Genomic DNA, 16,815 nt, shown 5'->3' with positions numbered 1-16,815 from the left:
CCCACACGAATTGCTTGATTCAGTTGTTAAAGAGCGTTTCGATCAAGTCTTTCGTCTCAACCGAGGCCGCGCATCCTACAGCAGCCTTTCTTACTGTCAAGCTGTTTTTCGAAAATCTCTTTTCTACTCAACCGCTTGCGCCTTCGATCCGATCTCTCTTCTCGTCAGCGGGAGGCGCATTCTACAGCGCTCAATCACGCTGTCAACACCTCCTTTCCAACTTCGTTCGCCAGTGGCGAACCTTGCGAAGCGGAACCTCCCAGCACCTTCACCAACCACTTAACTCATTGATCTACAAGGAGTTTTTCTTGGCAACTGCGCCGGAAGAGGTGCGCATTATAGGGATGCAGATTCTGCCGTCAATACTTAATTGAAAGGTTTTTCCATCATCCCTTTTCTCTATATAGAGGGGCACTCGCGCGGCCAGCCAACGCTTCCGTTCAGAGAGCAAGGTGGACAATCGATCCTCAGCTCTCACTCAACGTCATGAGAATGTCGGCGTACCAGGTGCAGTTGAGTCCCAGTGCTTCGTCCTGCACCAAGTCGCGGCTGCCCATGTCGAGGCGGGCGGAGTGGACGCCAAGCAGCATCCAGGGCAGGTCACCAAGGTTCTGGTTCTCTTCCGGGGCGCGCATCACCACGGGGGCGCCGCTGGTGCCTCGGTGGGTACGGGCGTCGGTGAGGAAGTAGCCTTGCCCCTGGAAGCGCAGGCCGAACGATGAGGCGACGATGGCATGTCGCACCACCGGCATGTGGTGCAGGCTGTCGTGGAAGCCGAGGGGAAAGCCCACTACCAGCAGTCCGGTGCCCGCCTCGATCAGGTCGCTAGGGGATTGCAGGTGCTCGGGTGTGAACGCGTGGTAGGCGGCTGTCTTCGGCAAGGCGGAGCGCTCGATTTCGAGCAGCGCGACATCCACGCTACCTGCAGCATCCCCGCCTTGGCGCCACAGGCTTTTGCCGTCGCGATACAGCGGCATGGAGAAGTCGCACGAGCACGCCATGTTGTGGCGGTCGGTGTGTAGTTCGATTTCGAGGCGATCGGGGAAGTGCCGGCTCGGCGTATCCACCAGCACGTGCCGACTGGTGACCAGGAAAAGGCGCTCGTCCCGGGCAAAGAAGAAGCCGCTGGCGTTGGTCAGTTGGCGTGACCCTGCATAGGTGCAGATGCGTACGGTACTGAGGAGCAGTGGTTCGATAACCGGCATTACGTAAGCTCCATCCGCTTGCGTCCCTGGGGTGGCGCTTCGCTGGATATCAGGCGCGCCACCCACGAGCATCCGCCCAGTCGAGCCTTTTGACTACGACTAACTGCCCCAGCCGGCAGGAAAAAGCCTACCCGGCAACCGGCTTGCGGTCCTACAAGCCAGATATATAGCGTCACGCTCCGTTGCGGCTCTGGTCGCAGCCGGGATTAGAACCCCCGTTGATACACCGAGAAGTCAAACACGCCATAAGCAGGATCGGTGCGCTGCTCGCCAGCTCATCGCATCCCGGCAGTCTATGGCGGACCGTGCAGGGTGGGCTTTGCCCATCCGGCTTTGGCTTCTCGGCCGGGGTTCTAGCCCTGCACGGTCCGCCACCCTCCCCCCGGTGGCGGCTACTCAGTTCCGAACATGGAGTTAGAACATGAGAGCCTCTTCCACGCATCTGCATCTCTCCCCTGCCCTGCCCCTCTGCCCGGAGGTGCGCCGTGACTGACTACCGCACGCCCACTACCTTTCGCCGCTACCGCCTGCCGCTGCGCGCGCTGTTGATCGATGATCGCGCCTGGTTCCTGTGTCGCGATCTGGCGAAGCTGGCCAGTTTCCGGCCGGATATCGACCTCTCGCTGAAGCTCGACCCGAATCAGTTGCGCACCGAGGTTCTGCGGCTGGAGGACGGCACCTTCAGCGAGGAACAGTAGGTGAACGAGAGCGGCATGCACCAGTTACTGCTGGTGTACTACTACCACCCCGAACATCGGAGCCTGCGCAGCTGGATCAGCGAAGAGGTGGTGCCCGCCCTGGGCCGGCAGGACGCCCCCGGCCAGCAACCGCGCCGACGGTTAATGCACTGGCAGGGGCAGGAGTTGAACCTGATGGAGTGGCAAGGCTCGCTGTGGATTCGCTACGAGGACATGCCGCGCATCCAGGGGCAGGTGCCGGAGCGAAAGGCACTGTCCTGAGAAGGCCGGCCCCAGGCGACCGTGGGATGGGTCGGGCGGCGTTCCGCAGGGGAGCGAACCCCGTGCGGGAGCCATGGGCGATGGGTTTCGCAAGCTCTACCCATCCTACTAACCGCTCCAGGCGCCTGCAGGATGGGGCGGGAGGAGCCGCGACTCATCCCCGCTCGATGCGGAAGCTATCCACCAGCCGGCGCAGCTCGCCCGAGCGTCCATCCAGGCTTTCGCACACCACCAGTGCCTGTCGCTGGCTGGCCTGGACCTTCTGGTTGAGTGTGAATATCTCGCCCACTTCACGGCTGATGGATTCGACCACCGCGCGTTGCTGTTCGGTGGCGGCGGCGACGGACTGGTTCATTTCGCCGATGTCGGCCAGGCGGCGCATGACGGCGTCGATGCCTTCGCAGGCCTGGACGATGACTTCGACGCTGCGTTCGCCGTGGGTGTGGCTGGCGAGCATGGCGGCGCGAGGGCCAACTGGACCTGGCGCTCTGCTCCCAGCCGGCCAGCCGCTACAGCGATGGCTTCCATTGGACCGAGCTTTACGTGCAACCTACGGCCCTCGCGGTGCGCAAGGGACACCCCCTGCGCGACGCCCACTCGCTGGCCGAGCTGCGTGAGCAGCAATGGCTGCTGCAGGACTCGCTGGACAAGTCCCGCGTCGGCCTGATGTTCGAGGAGTTTCAGGTCCCCCTGCCCGAGCGCGTGATCGAGTGCTCTTCGGGCGTGATGTTCTGCGAGCTGGCACGCAACACCGACGTCATCAGCTACTGGCCGCTGCGCGTGCTGGAATACGTGCAGAAGCTCGGCCAGGAACTGGACGTGCTCGACCTGCAGGAGCAGGTGCCGCCGCTGAACATCTCGCTGGTCTACCGCGACCAGGAGCTGATCACCCGCGAGGCCCGTGCCCTGGCCGACGAACTGGTGTTCGTCTTCAAGAGTCCCCACGCCGCGAAGGTCTGAGACCTACAGCGTCTGGCGAAATGAGCCGGGCGAACCCTGCCCGCGTAGGGGGTTCGGCGTACCCGCACGGTGCTACTATCGCTCACCGCTGCCAGGCCCCCGGCCCGTTCGGCAGAGCAATCCCCCTCATTCCCCCCTGAAAACCACGGGTAACCACCATGGAAATGGATTGGAACCAGGCCCTGCAGGAAAGCCTGAGCTGGCTGGCAGTCGCCTCCCTGATCACCATTGCCGCGTTCGCTGCCGCGGGAACACTGGCGGTACGCTTCACCCGCTGGGGTAGCCAGTTCTGGCAGATCGCCGGCCCCTACCTCAGCCCGAAACACAGCTGGCGCCCTCTGCTGGTGTTCATCGTGCTGCTGGTCCTGACGCTGTTCTCGGTGCGCATGAACGTGCTGTTCTCGTTCTGGTACAACGGCTTCTACAGCGCCCTGCAGGGGCTGGACCAGAAGGCTTTCTGGTACTTCCTCGGGGTGTTCTCGATCCTCGCCACCATCCATGTGCTGCGCGCGCTGTTTAACTACTACGTGACCCAGGCCTTCAGCATCCGTTGGCGGGTATGGCTCAACGACCGGATGACCGCTGACTGGATGAAGGGCGATGCCTACTACCGTGGCCAGTTCCTCGCCGAGCCGGTGGACAACCCCGACCAGCGTATCGAACTGGACGTGAACTCCTTCGTCACCGGCTCGGTGTCCCTCGCGCTCGGTGCCGTCAGCGCACTGGTGTCGCTGGTGGCCTTCACCGGCATCCTCTGGGGCCTTTCCGCGCCCCTGGAAGTCGGCGGCGTGGAGATTCCCCGGGCGATGGTCTTCGCCGTTTACATCTACGTGATCATCGCCACCTGGATCGCCTTCCGCCTCGGCCGCCCGCTGATCCGCCTGAACTTCCTGAACGAAAAACTCACCGCGAACTTCCGTTACGCGCTGATGCGCCTGCGCGAATACGCCGAGAACGTGGCGTTCTACCAGGGCAACGACATCGAGCGGCACACGCTGCTGGGCCGCTTCTCCGCGCTGATCAGCAACGTCTGGGCGCTGGTGTACCGAAGCCTGAAATTCGACGGTTTCAACCTTGCCATCAGCCAGGTGGCGGTGGTTTTCCCCTTCATCCTGCAAGCCCCGCGTTTCTTCAGTGGCGCCATCAAGCTGGGCGACGTGATGCAGACCTCCCAGGCCTTCGGCCAGGTGCAGGACTCGCTGTCGTTCTTCCGGACCTCCTACGACGCCTTCGCCCAATACCGCGCCACCCTCGACCGTCTCACCGGCTTCCTCGATGCCAACGAGCAGGCACGCACCCTGCCCCGCGTCACCACGCACGAACAGGCCAAGGTGCTGGAAATCGAAGGCATGCAGGTGCTGCGCCCTGACGGCTTTCGGCTGCTGGCCGACCTGAACCTGAGCCTCGCGCCCGGCCAGGCACTGCTGATCAAGGGGCCATCGGGCAGCGGCAAGACCACCCTGCTGCGCGCGCTGGCCGGGCTCTGGCCTTACGCCGAGGGGGCGGTACGACGCCCCGGCGGCAACCAGGCCCTGTTCCTTTCGCAGCGCCCCTACCTGCCGCTGGGGGACCTGCGCACGGCGATCGCCTATCCGGCCACCAGCGCCCCGGAAGACGAGGAGCGCCTCAAACAGGCACTGCGCCAGGTGAACCTCGCCCACCTGGCCGACCGGCTCGACCTCAGCCAGGACTGGACGCGCATACTCTCCGTCGGCGAGCAGCAGCGTCTGGCCTTCGCCCGGGTACTGTTCAACCGGCCGCAGATCGTCTTCCTCGACGAATCCACCTCGGCCATGGACGAAGGCCTGGAGCATGCCCTCTACTCGCTGCTGCGCAACGAAATGCGCGATGCCATGCTGGTCAGCATTGGCCACCGCAGCACCCTGTCGCTTTTCCATACCCACCGCCTGGAGCTGGACGGTCAAGGCGCCTGGTCACTGATGGAACAGCAACCGGCGCTCGAGGCGAACGTCTAGTCCGTCCCATACGCGGCCGGGCCAGCATCGAGCGCGGTCACGACCGACGAAAAAGCCCCTGGGGATCGGCAATCCCCAGGGGCTTTCTTTATGGACTGCCAGCGCATGACACGCAGAAACGCCCGACCTGCCACTGCAACTCGGTGCCCAGCCGTGCCAGCTCGATGCTGGCCGTGGCGTCCGCACCTGCCTTCGGCTCCCGGATACCAGCGGGCGCCCAGCACGCCTCATTCCGGGTCCTGACCGCACCTCACGTATCCAGGTTGGTGCAAGAAGCGCATCCATTCCTGTATGCAATCGACCACAACAACAGTCCACAACCTCTGGAGCGCGGTTTTGCGGACCATGGCCTGCTCCTTGCTATGAGTCATCCCGAGTAGAAGCGGTCAGCGCGGGTCGGAGGATTCCGCGCGGGACATTGCTCTTGCGGCTCAGGCCGCACACCCGGCAAGGGTGTCCGCCCCGGTATTGGCCGGGGTGGGAGAGGCATGTCCAGATGGCAGCCCTTGCCGGTCACCTCAATGACTACAAGCAAGGGAACATCCGATGAAGCACCGCATCGCCTCGCGCGCCAGCATCCCCACCCTGGTTCTCGCCCTCGGCGCCACGCCCCTGGCCGCCCAGGCCGGGCCGCTGCTGTGGAGCGACAGTAGCCTGAGTTACCTCTACGGCACCGACTACAAGGTGGACGGCAACGGCGCCGGCAAGACCCAGCAGACCATCACCTTCGAGCACGCCAGCGGCTGGAGCTGGGGCGATGTCTTCCTCTTCGTCGACAACAAGTGGTTCAACGGCGTCCACGGCAGCGACGGCCACAGCTACTACGGCGAGTTCTCACCGCGCCTGTCCCTGGGCAAGATCAGTGACACGCGCCTCGCCTACGGCCCGATCAAGGACGTGCTCATCGCCGCCACCTACGAGCGCGGCAAGGACCGCAACCGCAAGTACCTGCTGGGGCCGGCGCTGGACCTGGACATTCCCGGCTTCGACCGCTTCTCGCTGAACACCTACTACCGCAAACCCGACGGCATCACCGGCAAGGCCTCGGGCCAGTGGCAGATCAACCCCACCTGGGCCATGACCATTCCGGTGGGCCGTTCCGACATCCTCTTCGATGGTTACCTGGAGTGGTACGTCAACGACGTGGGCACCAAGGGCAAGTCCGACTATGTCGCCCGCAGCTTCCACTTCAATCCGCAGATCAAGTACGACCTGGGCAAGGCTCTCGGCCATGGCGCCAAGACCTTCTACGCGGGCATCGAGTACGACTTCTGGTCCGACAAATACGGCATCGAGGACAGCCGTGGTTTCCCCACGGACCAGAGCGCCATCAGCCTGCTGCTGAAAGCGCACTTCTAAGCAGGCCGGGGGCGCAATGCCCCCGGTTCCGTTATGCGCGCGGCGTTACCGCAATCGCTAGCAGTCCAGCTCCAGCCGCCCGCTCCGGCAACCCGACACGCAAGGCAACAGCCATTCGCCACTGTCCCGTTCGGCGTCGGACAGGAACTGGTCGCGGTGCTCCGGCGTGCCAGCAAGCACGCGGGTCAGGCAGCAACCGCACATGCCCATCCCGCATGAGGTGGGAATGGCGACACCCGCACGTGCAGCGGCATCCACCAGGGTTTCGCCCTCCCCCACCTGCACCGAACGACCACTGCGCGCCAGCACCAGTTCCAACCCTGCGGACGGGGTGACGACCTCGCCGGACGGCGCCTGGAAATGCTCCTGGAACAGGGCCTCCGCCGGCCAGCCCGCCGCTTCAGCCTGCTCCAGCACCGTCGCCATGAAGGGTTCCGGCCCGCAGGTGTACAGCGTCGCGCCAGGCCGCCAGGCAGGCAGTTCGGCCCGCAGTCGCGCCATGACCCCGGCACCGTCCAGGCCATGAACCAGCCTGGCCGACGCGTCGCCTGCCAGCTCATCGGCGAATGCGGCGTGGGCGGGACTGCGGGTGAAATACAGAAGGCGCGCCGGGCGCGCATCGCGGCGGCACTGGCGATACATGGCCAGCAGGGGTGTGATGCCGATCCCCGCCGCCACCAGCAGCACTTCACCCTGCCCGTCACGCAACGGGAACATATTGCGCGGCGCGCCGACCTCCAGCCGCGAGCCGATGCGCAACCGCTCGTGCAGCCAGCGGGAGCCGCCACGGGAGGTTTCCTCCTGCTTCACCGCCAGGCGCACGCAGCCTTCGCCGGCCAGGTTGGTCAGCGAGTACTGGCGCACCAGCCCGCTTTCCAGGCGGATATCCACATGGGCACCGGGCTCCCAGTGCCACGCCAGGGGAACATCCTCGGCTGGCCGCAACTCGATACCGAGGATGCCAGCGGCCTCTTCCCGCAGGCTGCGCACGCGCATGTTCAGCCAGTTCATGCCCTTACCCCCACGCGTTGCTGCAGGCCCACGACTGCGCGGGCGGCTTCGCGGCCCAGCTCAGCGAGGTCGAGGCCGGGAATCCGGTCGTCGTCCACCACCCGTTCGCCGCCGACCAGCAAGGCGCGAAGCCGGGCACGGCCGCCACAGGCGATGGGGCCGATGGCTGGATCGTGCAGGCCGAAGTAGCGCGGGTCGTCGAGGGCATAGATGGCCAGGTCAGCCGCCTGCCCGACCGCCAGGGTGCCGAGCTGGTCAAGGCCAAGGACCTTGGCGCCGCCCGCCGTCCCCCAACGCAGCACGTCTTCGATGGACGCCGCGTCGGCGCCCCCCTCGAAGGTGCCACCCTCGTAGCGCGGCCGTGCCCGCTCGCCCTTGCGCGCCCGCTGCAACAGCCAGGCGGCGTGGGTTTCCGAAAGCATGTCGGCGGCCTCGTTGGAGGCAGCACCATCAACGCCGATGGACACCGCCACCCCGGCCGCCTCCAGCGCCGGCAGATCGGCGATGCCACTGCCCAGGCGTCCATTGCTCTGCGGGCAGTGGGCGATACCGCTGCCGCTGTCCCCCAGCAGACGGATTTCTTCGGGCAGCAACTTCACCAGATGGGCGAACCAGACGTCCGGGCCGAGCCAGTCCTGTTCGGCGCAGAACTGCACCGGCGTCATGCCGAACTTGGCCCGCGCGGCATCCAGGTAGTCCACGGTTTCCGAAAGGTGACTGTGCAGGCGAAGGCCCAGCCGACGCGCCAGCGCGGCAATCTCCCGCAGCTCCTGCGCCGTGGTGGAGTGCAGGGTGGTGGTGGGCGCGGCCACCACGCGGCGGTGGGCATCGCCGGCCGGGTCGTGATAGCGGGCGGTGAGCCGTTCCAGGTCGGCCAGAAAGGCGTCCAGGGTTTCCGGTCGCAGCGCCTGAGGCAGGTCCGCTTCCAGCTGACGGGCCTGGGTGGCACCACCCCGGCAGAGCACGAAACGCAGCCCGAGGGACTCGGCTTCCTCGAAGAGAATGGCCGCGCCGTCGAAGGGCATGCCGGGGTAGTACAGGTAATGATGGTCGGCCACGGTGGCGCAGCCGGAACGGGCCAGTTCCACCAGACCGATCCGTGCGGCAAGGCGGAAGCTGTGCTCGTCGAAGGCCGCGCGGAAGCGATAGGGCGTGGTCGCGAGCCAAGCGGTGAGGCTCTGGTCGAGGCCTTCCGGTTCGCCCTTGAGCAACGACTGGAAGAGGTGATGGTGGGTATTCACCCAGGCCGGGTAGACGACGCAGTCACGGGCGTCTATCTGCGACTCGCCGGCTAGCGGGTCGAGCCGGCCAAGGGCGGCGATGCGTCCATCGCGGATGCGGATATCCGGCCCGGCGTGACGCGCCGCGTCCCCGGTAAGGCCGGTGAGAATGGCGCTGGCATTGCGGATCAGCCAGCTCTTGGAATCGGTCATGACGACGCTCCGTCAAGGCTCCCCGGAACGGCGCGGTGAAGGAGCCGGATCACCGCAACCGCTCCGGGAGAGACAGGGTTGGGCCGCTGCTCAGGTCAGCGGCCGGAATCAGGCAAGGCGGTGCTCAGCCCTGCTCGCTTTCGTGCCAGTGCCCGAGGCACACCCGCGCCAGCATAGCCATCAGGCAGAACAGGGCGACGCCGGTGACGGCAATCAGCAGCAGCGCGGCGAACAGTCGGGGAATGTTCATCTGAAAGCCCGCCTGGAGAATCTGGTAGGCCAGCCCCGCGCCGGTGCCGCCGGTGCCGGCGACGAACTCCGCCACTACCGCGCCGATCAGCGCCAGCCCCGAGGCTATGCGCAGCCCGCCGAAGAAGTACGGCAACGCGCTGGGGATACGCAGGCGCAGCAGGGTCTGCCAGCGGCCGGCACGGTTCAGGCGGAACAGGTTGAGCAGGCCAGGGTTGACACTGCGCAACCCCAGCACGGTATTGGCGATCACCGGGAAGATGGCCACCAGGGTGGCGCAGACCACCAGCGCCAGGGTGGTGTTGCTGACCCAGATGATGATCAGCGGCGCGATGGCCACCACCGGCGTGACCTGCAGCAGGATGGCGTAGGGGAACAGGCTCGCCTCGATCACCCGGCTCTGCACGAAGAGAAAGGCCAGCGCCACGCCCAGGGTCACCGCCAGGGCGAAGGAGAGGAAGGTGATGGTCAGGGTGGTCCAGAGCGCCCCCAGCAGCATGGGGCCGTCGGTCAGCAGGGTACGGCCGATGTCCAGCGGACTCGGCACCAGGTAGGCGGGCACCTGCAACGCCACGCACAGGACTTGCCACAGGCCGAGCAGGACGATGCCCACCAGCACCGGCGCGGCGATGCGTTGAACGGTGGGGTTGGTCAGCCAGGGACGATGTTCAGTGTTCATGTTGAGCTCCTGTGTGGGAGGAAAACGCCCTCATCCCAGCCCTCGCCCAGAGGGCTGGGAATGCACGAAAGTTGTCCATCAATGCCCGCCCTCCCCGTTCGCCTCGGCCAGCAGCGCCGACAGGTGCGCACACTGTTCGATGAAAGCGGATGACGTGCGGAAGGCGTCGTCCCGTTCCAGTGGACCGTCGATGGCCACGTCCGCCAGCACGCGGCCGGGTCGGGCGCCCATCACCACCACCCGCGAGGACAGGTACACCGCCTCGAAGATGCTGTGGGTGACGAACACCACCGTCAGGTCGCGGCTCGCCCAGAGCTGGCGCAGGTCGCTGTCGAGGCGATTGCGGGTGAATTCGTCGAGGGCACCGAAGGGCTCGTCCATCAGCAACAGGTTGGGCTCGGTGGCCAGCGCACGGGCAATCGAGGCGCGCATCTGCATGCCACCGGACAGCTCCCGCGGGTAAACCCCACCGAAGCGGCCGAGGCCCACCAGTTCCAGCGCGGCTTGAACCCGGGGCACGCTTTCGGCCTTGGGTACGGCGGCCAGGTCCAGCGGCAGGCGCACGTTGTCGGCCACCTTCGCCCAGGGCATCAGCGTCGCCTCCTGGAACACCATGGCCAGGCGCTGACCGCTGCCCGCGTCATCGAGGCGGCCCTTGCCCCACCAGCGCACATGGCCGGCGGTCGGCTGTTCCAGCCCGGCGAACATCTTCAGCAGCGTGCTCTTGCCACAACCGGAGGGGCCGAGCAGCGAGACGAACTCGCCACGGCCGATCTCGAGCTTCATGCGTTGCAGTGCCTGGGTGCCATTGGGGTAGACCTTTTCCACCTGGTTGGCGAGCAGGACCGGGCGCTCTTCCGCCAACACCGGCGGCAGGTTCATGGCGGCGTTCACAGCGGCACCCCCTCGGCGCGAAAGCATTCCTCCTCACCGTGCTTCTGCAGGAGCGCGAAGAGCTGCTTGCGCATGATCAGGCCCGGCTTGTCCGACTCCATGTGGAACTCGACCCGGCGACGGGTATCGACGCAGGCGTCGTAGTCGGTGGCTTCGAGGATGTCCTGGTCCTCGCGGGTGATGGGGGCATCCCAGGCGATCAGTTCCCCGGTGCTGCAGTTCTCCTCGCTGTCGTTGCGGTAGAGCCACTGCACCAGCTGGATGCGCTTGTCGTCGATGGGCGTGGCGCAGTTGTAGATGATGTGGTGAATGCCGCTGTCCGGGTAGGTACAACCGAAGCGCCGCACGAAGGGCAAGTACCAGCGGTTGAACAGGTGGCGTGTGGTGGTCGGCGCGCTGCTTCCGGTGACCCGGTGCCCGGACGGCGGGTTGTTGATCGGCACGACGGTTTCCGCCTCGAACCCCCAGTCGGTTTCCTCCAGGCGATAACTGGAAGGTTTGGGCTGGTCGAGCATGCCGAAATTCGCCCGGTGCACGAAGGAAAAGTGGGAGTTGTCGAAGCTGTTCTCCATGAAGCGCAGCGGGCTGGTCTTCCACTCCTCGTAGAACTGGAAGATGCGCCGGTATTGGGGCAGGCCATCCTCCTCGAACAGCGGGATGTCCTGCAGCGGCTCGCCGAGGCAGACCCAGACGTAACCATACTGCTCCTTGCAGTGGAACGCCTGGGTCCGAGCGCCGGCGGGAATCGGCGCGCCTTCGGCCTGCTGCGGGATGCACACGCAGGCGCCGCTGCCGTCGTAACGCCAGCCGTGGTAGCCGCAGACGATGGTGCCGTCCTCCACCCAGCCTTTGGACAGCTGGGCGGTGCGGTGGCAGCAACGGTCCGCCAGGGCCACCGGGCCTTCCTTGCCGAGGAACAGCACCAGGCGCTCGCCCAGCAGGGTGAAGGGCTGGGGGCCGGCGTCCAGATGGGCGACAGGCATCAGTGCGTACCAGAAACGGCGCAATACAGGTTGTTGGGTAACCAGCATGGTTCAGGTCCTCATCGAATTCGTTTCAGGCACGGGGTCAGGGATTGGCTGCGGTCTGGGCCGGCGCGCCGGGCAGTACGTGGAGGTCGCGGACGAAGCGCAGGTCGTAGGCGTCCTTCGCATCCACCTCGGCCTTGAGCAGACCGCTCTGCACCATGAAGTCGCGGGTGGCCTGCCAGCGGGTATCAGTCATCACGCCAATACCCCGGGTCGCCGCATCGCCGCCCTCCACCAGGCGGTACTCCTTGAGTTTCTCCACACCCCAGGCCAGCAGTTCGTCACTCATGTTCGGGTTGTCGCGCTTGATCAGCGCATTGGCCGGTGCCGGGTTGGCCAGGTAGCTGCGCCAGCCTTCCATGCTCGCCTTGACGAAGCGCGCGAGGACCTCCGGGCGCTGTTCGATCAGGTCGCGGCGGGTCACCAGCGTCGAGCCGTAGGGCGGATAGCCGTGATCGGCGAAGAGGAAGAAGTTGGGTTTGATACCGGCCTTGGTGGCCTGCAGCAGCTCGGAACTGGCGTAGGCCTGCTGGGCTGCGGCAGGGTTGGCGAAGAACGGCTGCAGGTTGAAGGTGTACGGCCGCGCCTGGGCGTCGGAAAGGCCGTACTTCGCCTTCAGCCAGGGCCACCAGGTGGTCTGCCCGGAGGTGGACACCAGCACGGTCTTGTCCTTGAGCTGATCCAGGCTCTTCACGTCGGCGTGGGTCAACATGCCCTGGGGATCGCCCTGGAAGGCCGCACCAATGGCCACTACCGGCATGCCCGCCTCCACGCTCTTGAGTACCTGCAGGTCGTAGCTGGCGATCACATCGGCCTGGCGGTTGAGCAGCAACTGCATGCCGTTCACCTGGGGCCCGCCCATGCGAATGGTGACGTCCAGCCCCTCGGCCTCATACAGGCCGGTGGCCAGCGCCTGGTAGAAGCCGCCGTGCTCGGCCTGGGCATACCAGGAAGTGAGCAGCACCACCTTGTCGGCGGCCTGGGCCAGCGGCGCGGCAAGGGCGCCCGCCACAGCGAGCGGGAGCAGCAGTTGACGGGAGAAGCGGCGAGCGGCGGAGCGCAAGGCGGAGTAGCTGGTCATGGCGAAAATCTCCGAATCAAGGCACAGGAATGGGCCCCGCGTGCATGGCGCGAAACCCGTCAGGGAACCGGAGGGATGCTGGAAACGACGAGACACCGTCGCACGGTTCTGACCGGCGAACAGGTGGAAGGGATGGGCAATGGCGAAGCGCATGACTGACATCTCTCTCGTCCAGGTCCGAAGACCATGACCAAGCACCCGCATACCGGGTGTGCGACCGGGGTGGCCGCAAGAGCAATGTCCCGCGCCGAAGGAACTCGTTCGGCGCTAACCGCTTCTACTCGCCAATCGCAAAGCCAGGAGCGTGCCAAGCCGCGCGAAAAGCCTGAAAAGCCTCATCCCAGAGCGCTTCGCTGAGGATATGGATGCAACATGGCGCACCAGGATCGCGCTCAGGCCGGGTGCGCCACGACATGAATGTGCCTCGTCGTGGTGCATCGGGATCAACTGCCTGACGGGCACGCCCCTGGGGGAATGGCTGACCCCGGAACGACCGGGGCCAGGGGACTCAGCTGAATCAGCGCGACAGGTGGCTGGAGAGCTGGATGATGGCCGTGTTGAGGGCCAGCAGCCGGTTCGACCACCGAGAACTTCACGCCCAGCGGCAGTAAGCCTGGTAGCTCGCCCAGCGAGGAGATGTGGATGGCGTGAACGGAACGCTGACGGCGCATGTTCGACAGTACCGCGCGAGTGACGTTGAGCGGGCCGAAGATATGGGTGGCGTAGTTGCGTTCGCTATGTCTGCGTTAGCTGTTGCGGGAGATTTACCATCGGGCCAAGAGCCTTGTAGGAGCAGTGCAGTTGCTTGCAACACGTAACGCAGACAGAGCCGTTGCATTCGACGTCCATGCCACTGATTTCTTCCACAGCGACCCGGCACCCGATCATGTAAAGCGGCCGAAAGCTGCATGCCAGGGCACACGGCGTGGGGGTCATTGATTTTCAATACAACCCGAGGGCGCACAGTACATGGGTATGACGCCAATAACACGCCCTGCACTGGCGCGACCAGAATGCCGCCAAGATTACACTCCCGACTGGCCAAGAATCCGCTGCAGGCCCCGTAAACAGAGGCTTTCAGCCAGTCATAAGGGGCAAAACACGAGGACTTACTGCTCTAGTCGAAGGCGTCGGAAAGACTGGCATTCGAGAAAGAATTTCATCTTCAAACGCCCTGAATAGAGCCACTGCCGCTTATCCCGCCAACTTCGCACAAGGTCAGGTCATTCTGGCGGATGGCCAGTTACTCACTTATACGAATAGATATACCGCCAACACGAGCCACGCCTTCCACCGGGAGTACGAACTATCGTGACAACTCTCCGAGCCCCCATCCGCGTGATGTTGGTCGACTGTCGTCCCCTTGTTCTACGGGGACTTCAGGAACTGGTCGACGCAATGAAACCCCGCATGGAAGTGGTCGGACAGGCAACCAGTTATGGCTGCGCGCTGGACGCTGTCGCGTCGTTGCGACCGGATGTCATCCTGCTTAGTTTCTTCGCTGACCCGCTGGACTCGCTGTGCGCCATCCAACGGTTTGTCCACGACGGTCGGGCACGGGTGCTGGTGCTTCGGGACCACCGGGAAACGGTCCCCGCCACAGACGTGTTGGCGGCGGGAGCCATTGACATTGTGCAGGTAGATGACTCGGGCGAAGCCATCGTTCAGACCATCCTGAGGGTCGGGCAAAGTCCGATTGAACTCGGCCAGGGGCGTTCCCCCGGGCGCGTGCAGCAAGAGTCCGTCGTGCCGATGATAAAAATGGAGCCGGCGCGACATGCCCAGCTCACCGCACGGGAAATGCAGTTGATCCGCGTCATAGTCGGCGCACCCTCAGCCAAATACATCAGCATCGCCGAGCAACTGGGCATCAGCGAACACACGGTGCATAACCACCTGAGCAACATCTACCACAAGCTCAATGTGATCAATCGCATCGACCTGCTGATGTATGCAATGAAACACGGCCTGCTCGACAATGAGGAGCCGCCCGACCGCACTTGGGCTTGAGCGTCGCCGTTCTTTACCGCTCTCGGGACGGGAGCGCACCGCCTACCGTTCCGACCACCTCACCCGCTCCTTTCCACTGCCATTCCCCGGTCATACCGCCGGGTCGAAGCGGCATCCCGGCCACTTCGACCCGTGATCGTTCGCAGCGCCTCAGACGGAACCGAACAGAATGTCGGTCGGCAGGAGGTCGACCCCGACCACGGTGATGGTCGTTGTCTGCCCACCGGACTCGGCGACAGTCACGATGCTGTCGGCAGTGCTGTTATCGATTGTCTCAACCAACGCGTTCTGGTCACCAATGAGCACCAGCGAATCGCGCGCTCCTGCCCCCGCGTCGAAACCCGTGACCTGGTAGGTGTTCTGGGAGAACGACAGGTCGACGTTGAAGCTGTCCTTCTCTCCCAGAGTCCCCGCCAGGACGTAGTTGAAGGTCGCGTTCGCCGCCTCGCTGGCGTAGAGGTTAGCGTCGAAGAGACTCGTTGCCTGGTCCCCGTCATTGTCAGTAACCGTCGCACTGAAGGTGAGCCGGACGTCGTTCGCCAGGTTTTCGGTCTCCTGAATGAACTGGATCACCGGGATCTTGATCACGCCCAAGCCCATCGTGAGCTGGACCGCGTCGATCATCTTGTCGCCCTGCCGCTCGACGAGGAACGACGTCTGCCCCCCTGCTTCAGGGCTCAGGTCGTCGGCCAGAACCTTGACCGGATCCCCCGAGGTGGTCCCATCGGAGTAGAAAATACGGTAGTACAGCTCTTCCGTCGCCGGGTTGTAGCCCTGCACCGAGTTGTCGATGAACACCTTCATCGCCGTCAGCAGGCTCTCGGGGTTGACGACGAAGCTTTCGTCACCGTCATTGATACCCGCCGTGCCATTGCCATCCAGGTTGTTGTTGCCGATACCAATACCCGAGGTACTGACGTTCATGTTCGCCGTGCCCAGGAAGGCAAAACCGCCGCTTTCGATCTGAGCTTCAGTGAGATCCGTCTGCCCCACACCGATAGCCGAGAAGATATCGGCGGAGCTGGTGGCCGCATTGACGCCGAAGAACACGATTTCCTCGGACGGTGACGGAATGGTCGGCGGGTCCTGCGGTGGGATCAGCAATGTACGCACCGGGTCCGGCCCGCCAGCGTCCAGGGCGCCATCGGCGCTGCTGCGCACGATCGTCGAAGTGAACCCCTGCACCAGGTCCAGCGCGTAGGTGCCGTCGGCGAAGGCAGTGAGCGTGTAATCGATGCTGGTATCAGCCGTGGTCGCGTCGTTGTCGAAGTCACCCGTCAGGGTCCCGGCGAAGAGGTACGCGCCATTGGCATCCGGCGAGGACGACTGCTCGGTGAGCGTACCGCTCCCCGTCGTGGTGGTGGTGTCCGGCCTGACCAGAGTGAACTGACCGCCCACCAGGTTGATGTCCAGCCCGGCCGCACCCAGGCCATCAGTTCCGCTCGACATGTTCCAGCTGCCGTACTGCGGCAGGATGGTGCCGGTCCCGATCAGGTTGCCGAAGGAAAGCGAAGGGCCGTCGTCCTCGAACTTGAAGGCCTCGCCGATGTTGCGGCTGGCCGAGGCGCGGTCACCGTCGCCATCGGTGACGGTCGCCGTCAGGGTCACCAGGGCCGCGGCCAGGCCGGCGGCGGAAGTACCCGACTCGACCGGGTCCAACGGGTCGTCATGGATGATCGAGCGAGTCTGGCTCAGGCTCACATTGCCGGTGTCGGCCACCACCGTGATCATGAAGGCGACGGCTCCGGCCGCATCGGACAGGCCGCCGGCAGTGCCAACGCGCCCGGCCACAGCCCCGCCCTGCAGGAACAGGAAGATCCTGTTGCCCGTGAGCGAATCCACCAGACCACTGTCCACACCGCCGGGAGCACTCACCCCGAGGGCGTAGGCAATGGCGTCAGCGTCCTGTACATCGTCGTCGTCGCTGTCCTTGAAACCGTCCTGGCCGAAGTCTGCCGCGTTGAACAGGCC

The 16,815-nt window shown here is 64.8% G+C and carries 16 protein-coding genes; 7 read left to right on the top strand and 9 right to left on the bottom strand.

Translation table 11 applies throughout. The annotated features are described in order from the left end of the window. Positions 1 to 374: hypothetical protein (locus tag G559_RS30830; RefSeq protein ID WP_245586543.1), on the top strand; the 374-nt coding region annotated here is incomplete at its 5' end. A gap of 93 nt (positions 375 to 467) precedes the next feature. On the opposite strand, the gene G559_RS0125155 is transcribed toward G559_RS30830, so the two are convergent. Further along, positions 468 to 1,205, bottom strand: coding sequence for a S1 family peptidase (locus G559_RS0125155; RefSeq protein WP_028630872.1), 738 nt, complete (start codon positions 1,203 to 1,205; stop codon positions 468 to 470). 485 nt (positions 1,206 to 1,690) lie between these two features. On the opposite strand from G559_RS0125155, the gene G559_RS31060 reads away from it, so the two are divergent. Together G559_RS31060 and G559_RS31055 are read left to right on the top strand one after the other, a co-directional pair. Further along, positions 1,691 to 1,903, top strand: a complete 213-nt coding sequence (locus G559_RS31060) for a hypothetical protein (RefSeq protein WP_245586542.1) — start codon at positions 1,691 to 1,693, stop codon at positions 1,901 to 1,903. Between the two features lie 15 nt (positions 1,904 to 1,918). Then, positions 1,919 to 2,164, top strand: a complete 246-nt coding sequence (locus G559_RS31055) for a hypothetical protein (protein ID WP_245586541.1) — start codon at positions 1,919 to 1,921, stop codon at positions 2,162 to 2,164. Between the two features lie 154 nt (positions 2,165 to 2,318). Here the strand turns inward: G559_RS31055 and G559_RS0125145 are convergent, their stop codons facing one another. Continuing rightward, on the bottom strand, positions 2,319 to 2,621 hold the full coding sequence (locus G559_RS0125145; protein WP_028630871.1) for a hypothetical protein: 303 nt from the start codon (positions 2,619 to 2,621) through the stop codon (positions 2,319 to 2,321). A gap of 17 nt (positions 2,622 to 2,638) precedes the next feature. On the opposite strand from G559_RS0125145, the gene G559_RS29355 reads away from it, so the two are divergent. The 3 genes from G559_RS29355 (at position 2,639) to G559_RS0125125 (ending at position 6,459) form a co-directional block, all read left to right on the top strand. Further along, positions 2,639 to 3,124 carry a LysR substrate-binding domain-containing protein gene (locus tag G559_RS29355; RefSeq protein WP_081668164.1) on the top strand — a complete coding sequence of 162 codons (486 nt, stop codon included), beginning with the start codon at positions 2,639 to 2,641 and terminating at the stop codon, positions 3,122 to 3,124. Positions 3,125 to 3,282: 158 nt separating this feature from the next. Then, positions 3,283 to 5,100, top strand: a complete 1,818-nt coding sequence (locus G559_RS0125135; protein WP_028630870.1) for an ABC transporter ATP-binding protein/permease — start codon at positions 3,283 to 3,285, stop codon at positions 5,098 to 5,100. 546 nt (positions 5,101 to 5,646) lie between these two features. Next, on the top strand, positions 5,647 to 6,459 hold the full coding sequence (locus G559_RS0125125; RefSeq protein ID WP_036997863.1) for an outer membrane protein OmpK: 813 nt from the start codon (positions 5,647 to 5,649) through the stop codon (positions 6,457 to 6,459). 57 nt (positions 6,460 to 6,516) lie between these two features. Here the strand turns inward: G559_RS0125125 and G559_RS0125120 are convergent, their stop codons facing one another. From G559_RS0125120 to G559_RS0125095, 6 genes are all read right to left on the bottom strand, one after another. Next, the gene (locus G559_RS0125120) at positions 6,517 to 7,470 is read right to left on the bottom strand and encodes a PDR/VanB family oxidoreductase (RefSeq protein ID WP_028630868.1); all 954 of its coding nucleotides are present in this window, start codon (positions 7,468 to 7,470) and stop codon (positions 6,517 to 6,519) included. Then, entirely contained in the window at positions 7,467 to 8,903 is a 1,437-nt protein-coding gene (locus G559_RS0125115) for an amidohydrolase family protein (RefSeq protein ID WP_028630867.1), read from the bottom strand. Before G559_RS0125115 ends, G559_RS0125120 begins: the two co-directional genes overlap by 4 nt. Positions 8,904 to 9,027: 124 nt before the next feature. Beyond that, entirely contained in the window at positions 9,028 to 9,831 is an 804-nt protein-coding gene (locus G559_RS0125110; protein ID WP_028630866.1) for an ABC transporter permease, read from the bottom strand. A gap of 78 nt (positions 9,832 to 9,909) precedes the next feature. Continuing rightward, complete coding sequence (locus tag G559_RS0125105) at positions 9,910 to 10,713, bottom strand: ABC transporter ATP-binding protein (RefSeq protein WP_137823707.1); 804 nt, start codon at positions 10,711 to 10,713, stop codon at positions 9,910 to 9,912. Between the two features lie 8 nt (positions 10,714 to 10,721). Further along, the gene (locus tag G559_RS0125100; RefSeq protein ID WP_028630864.1) at positions 10,722 to 11,756 is read right to left on the bottom strand and encodes an aromatic ring-hydroxylating dioxygenase subunit alpha; all 1,035 of its coding nucleotides are present in this window, start codon (positions 11,754 to 11,756) and stop codon (positions 10,722 to 10,724) included. A gap of 37 nt (positions 11,757 to 11,793) precedes the next feature. Continuing rightward, positions 11,794 to 12,834, bottom strand: a complete 1,041-nt coding sequence (locus G559_RS0125095; protein WP_036997875.1) for an ABC transporter substrate-binding protein — start codon at positions 12,832 to 12,834, stop codon at positions 11,794 to 11,796. 1,311 nt (positions 12,835 to 14,145) lie between these two features. Between G559_RS0125095 and G559_RS0125090 the strand changes: the two genes are divergently transcribed. After that, positions 14,146 to 14,844: a response regulator transcription factor gene (locus tag G559_RS0125090; protein WP_394296423.1), complete on the top strand. Its 699-nt coding sequence runs from the start codon at positions 14,146 to 14,148 to the stop codon at positions 14,842 to 14,844. Between the two features lie 150 nt (positions 14,845 to 14,994). Here G559_RS0125090 and G559_RS29350 read toward each other — a convergent pair. Further along, positions 14,995 to 16,815 (bottom strand): DUF5801 repeats-in-toxin domain-containing protein (locus tag G559_RS29350; RefSeq protein WP_245586540.1); only part of this gene is annotated, 1,821 nt, incomplete at its 5' end.

The organism is Metapseudomonas resinovorans DSM 21078, from assembly GCF_000423545.1.
Taxonomy (GTDB): domain Bacteria; phylum Pseudomonadota; class Gammaproteobacteria; order Pseudomonadales; family Pseudomonadaceae; genus Metapseudomonas; species Metapseudomonas resinovorans.
The sequence above is the reverse complement of the archived record's forward strand: the minus strand, read 5'-3'. Positions and strand labels throughout refer to the sequence as shown.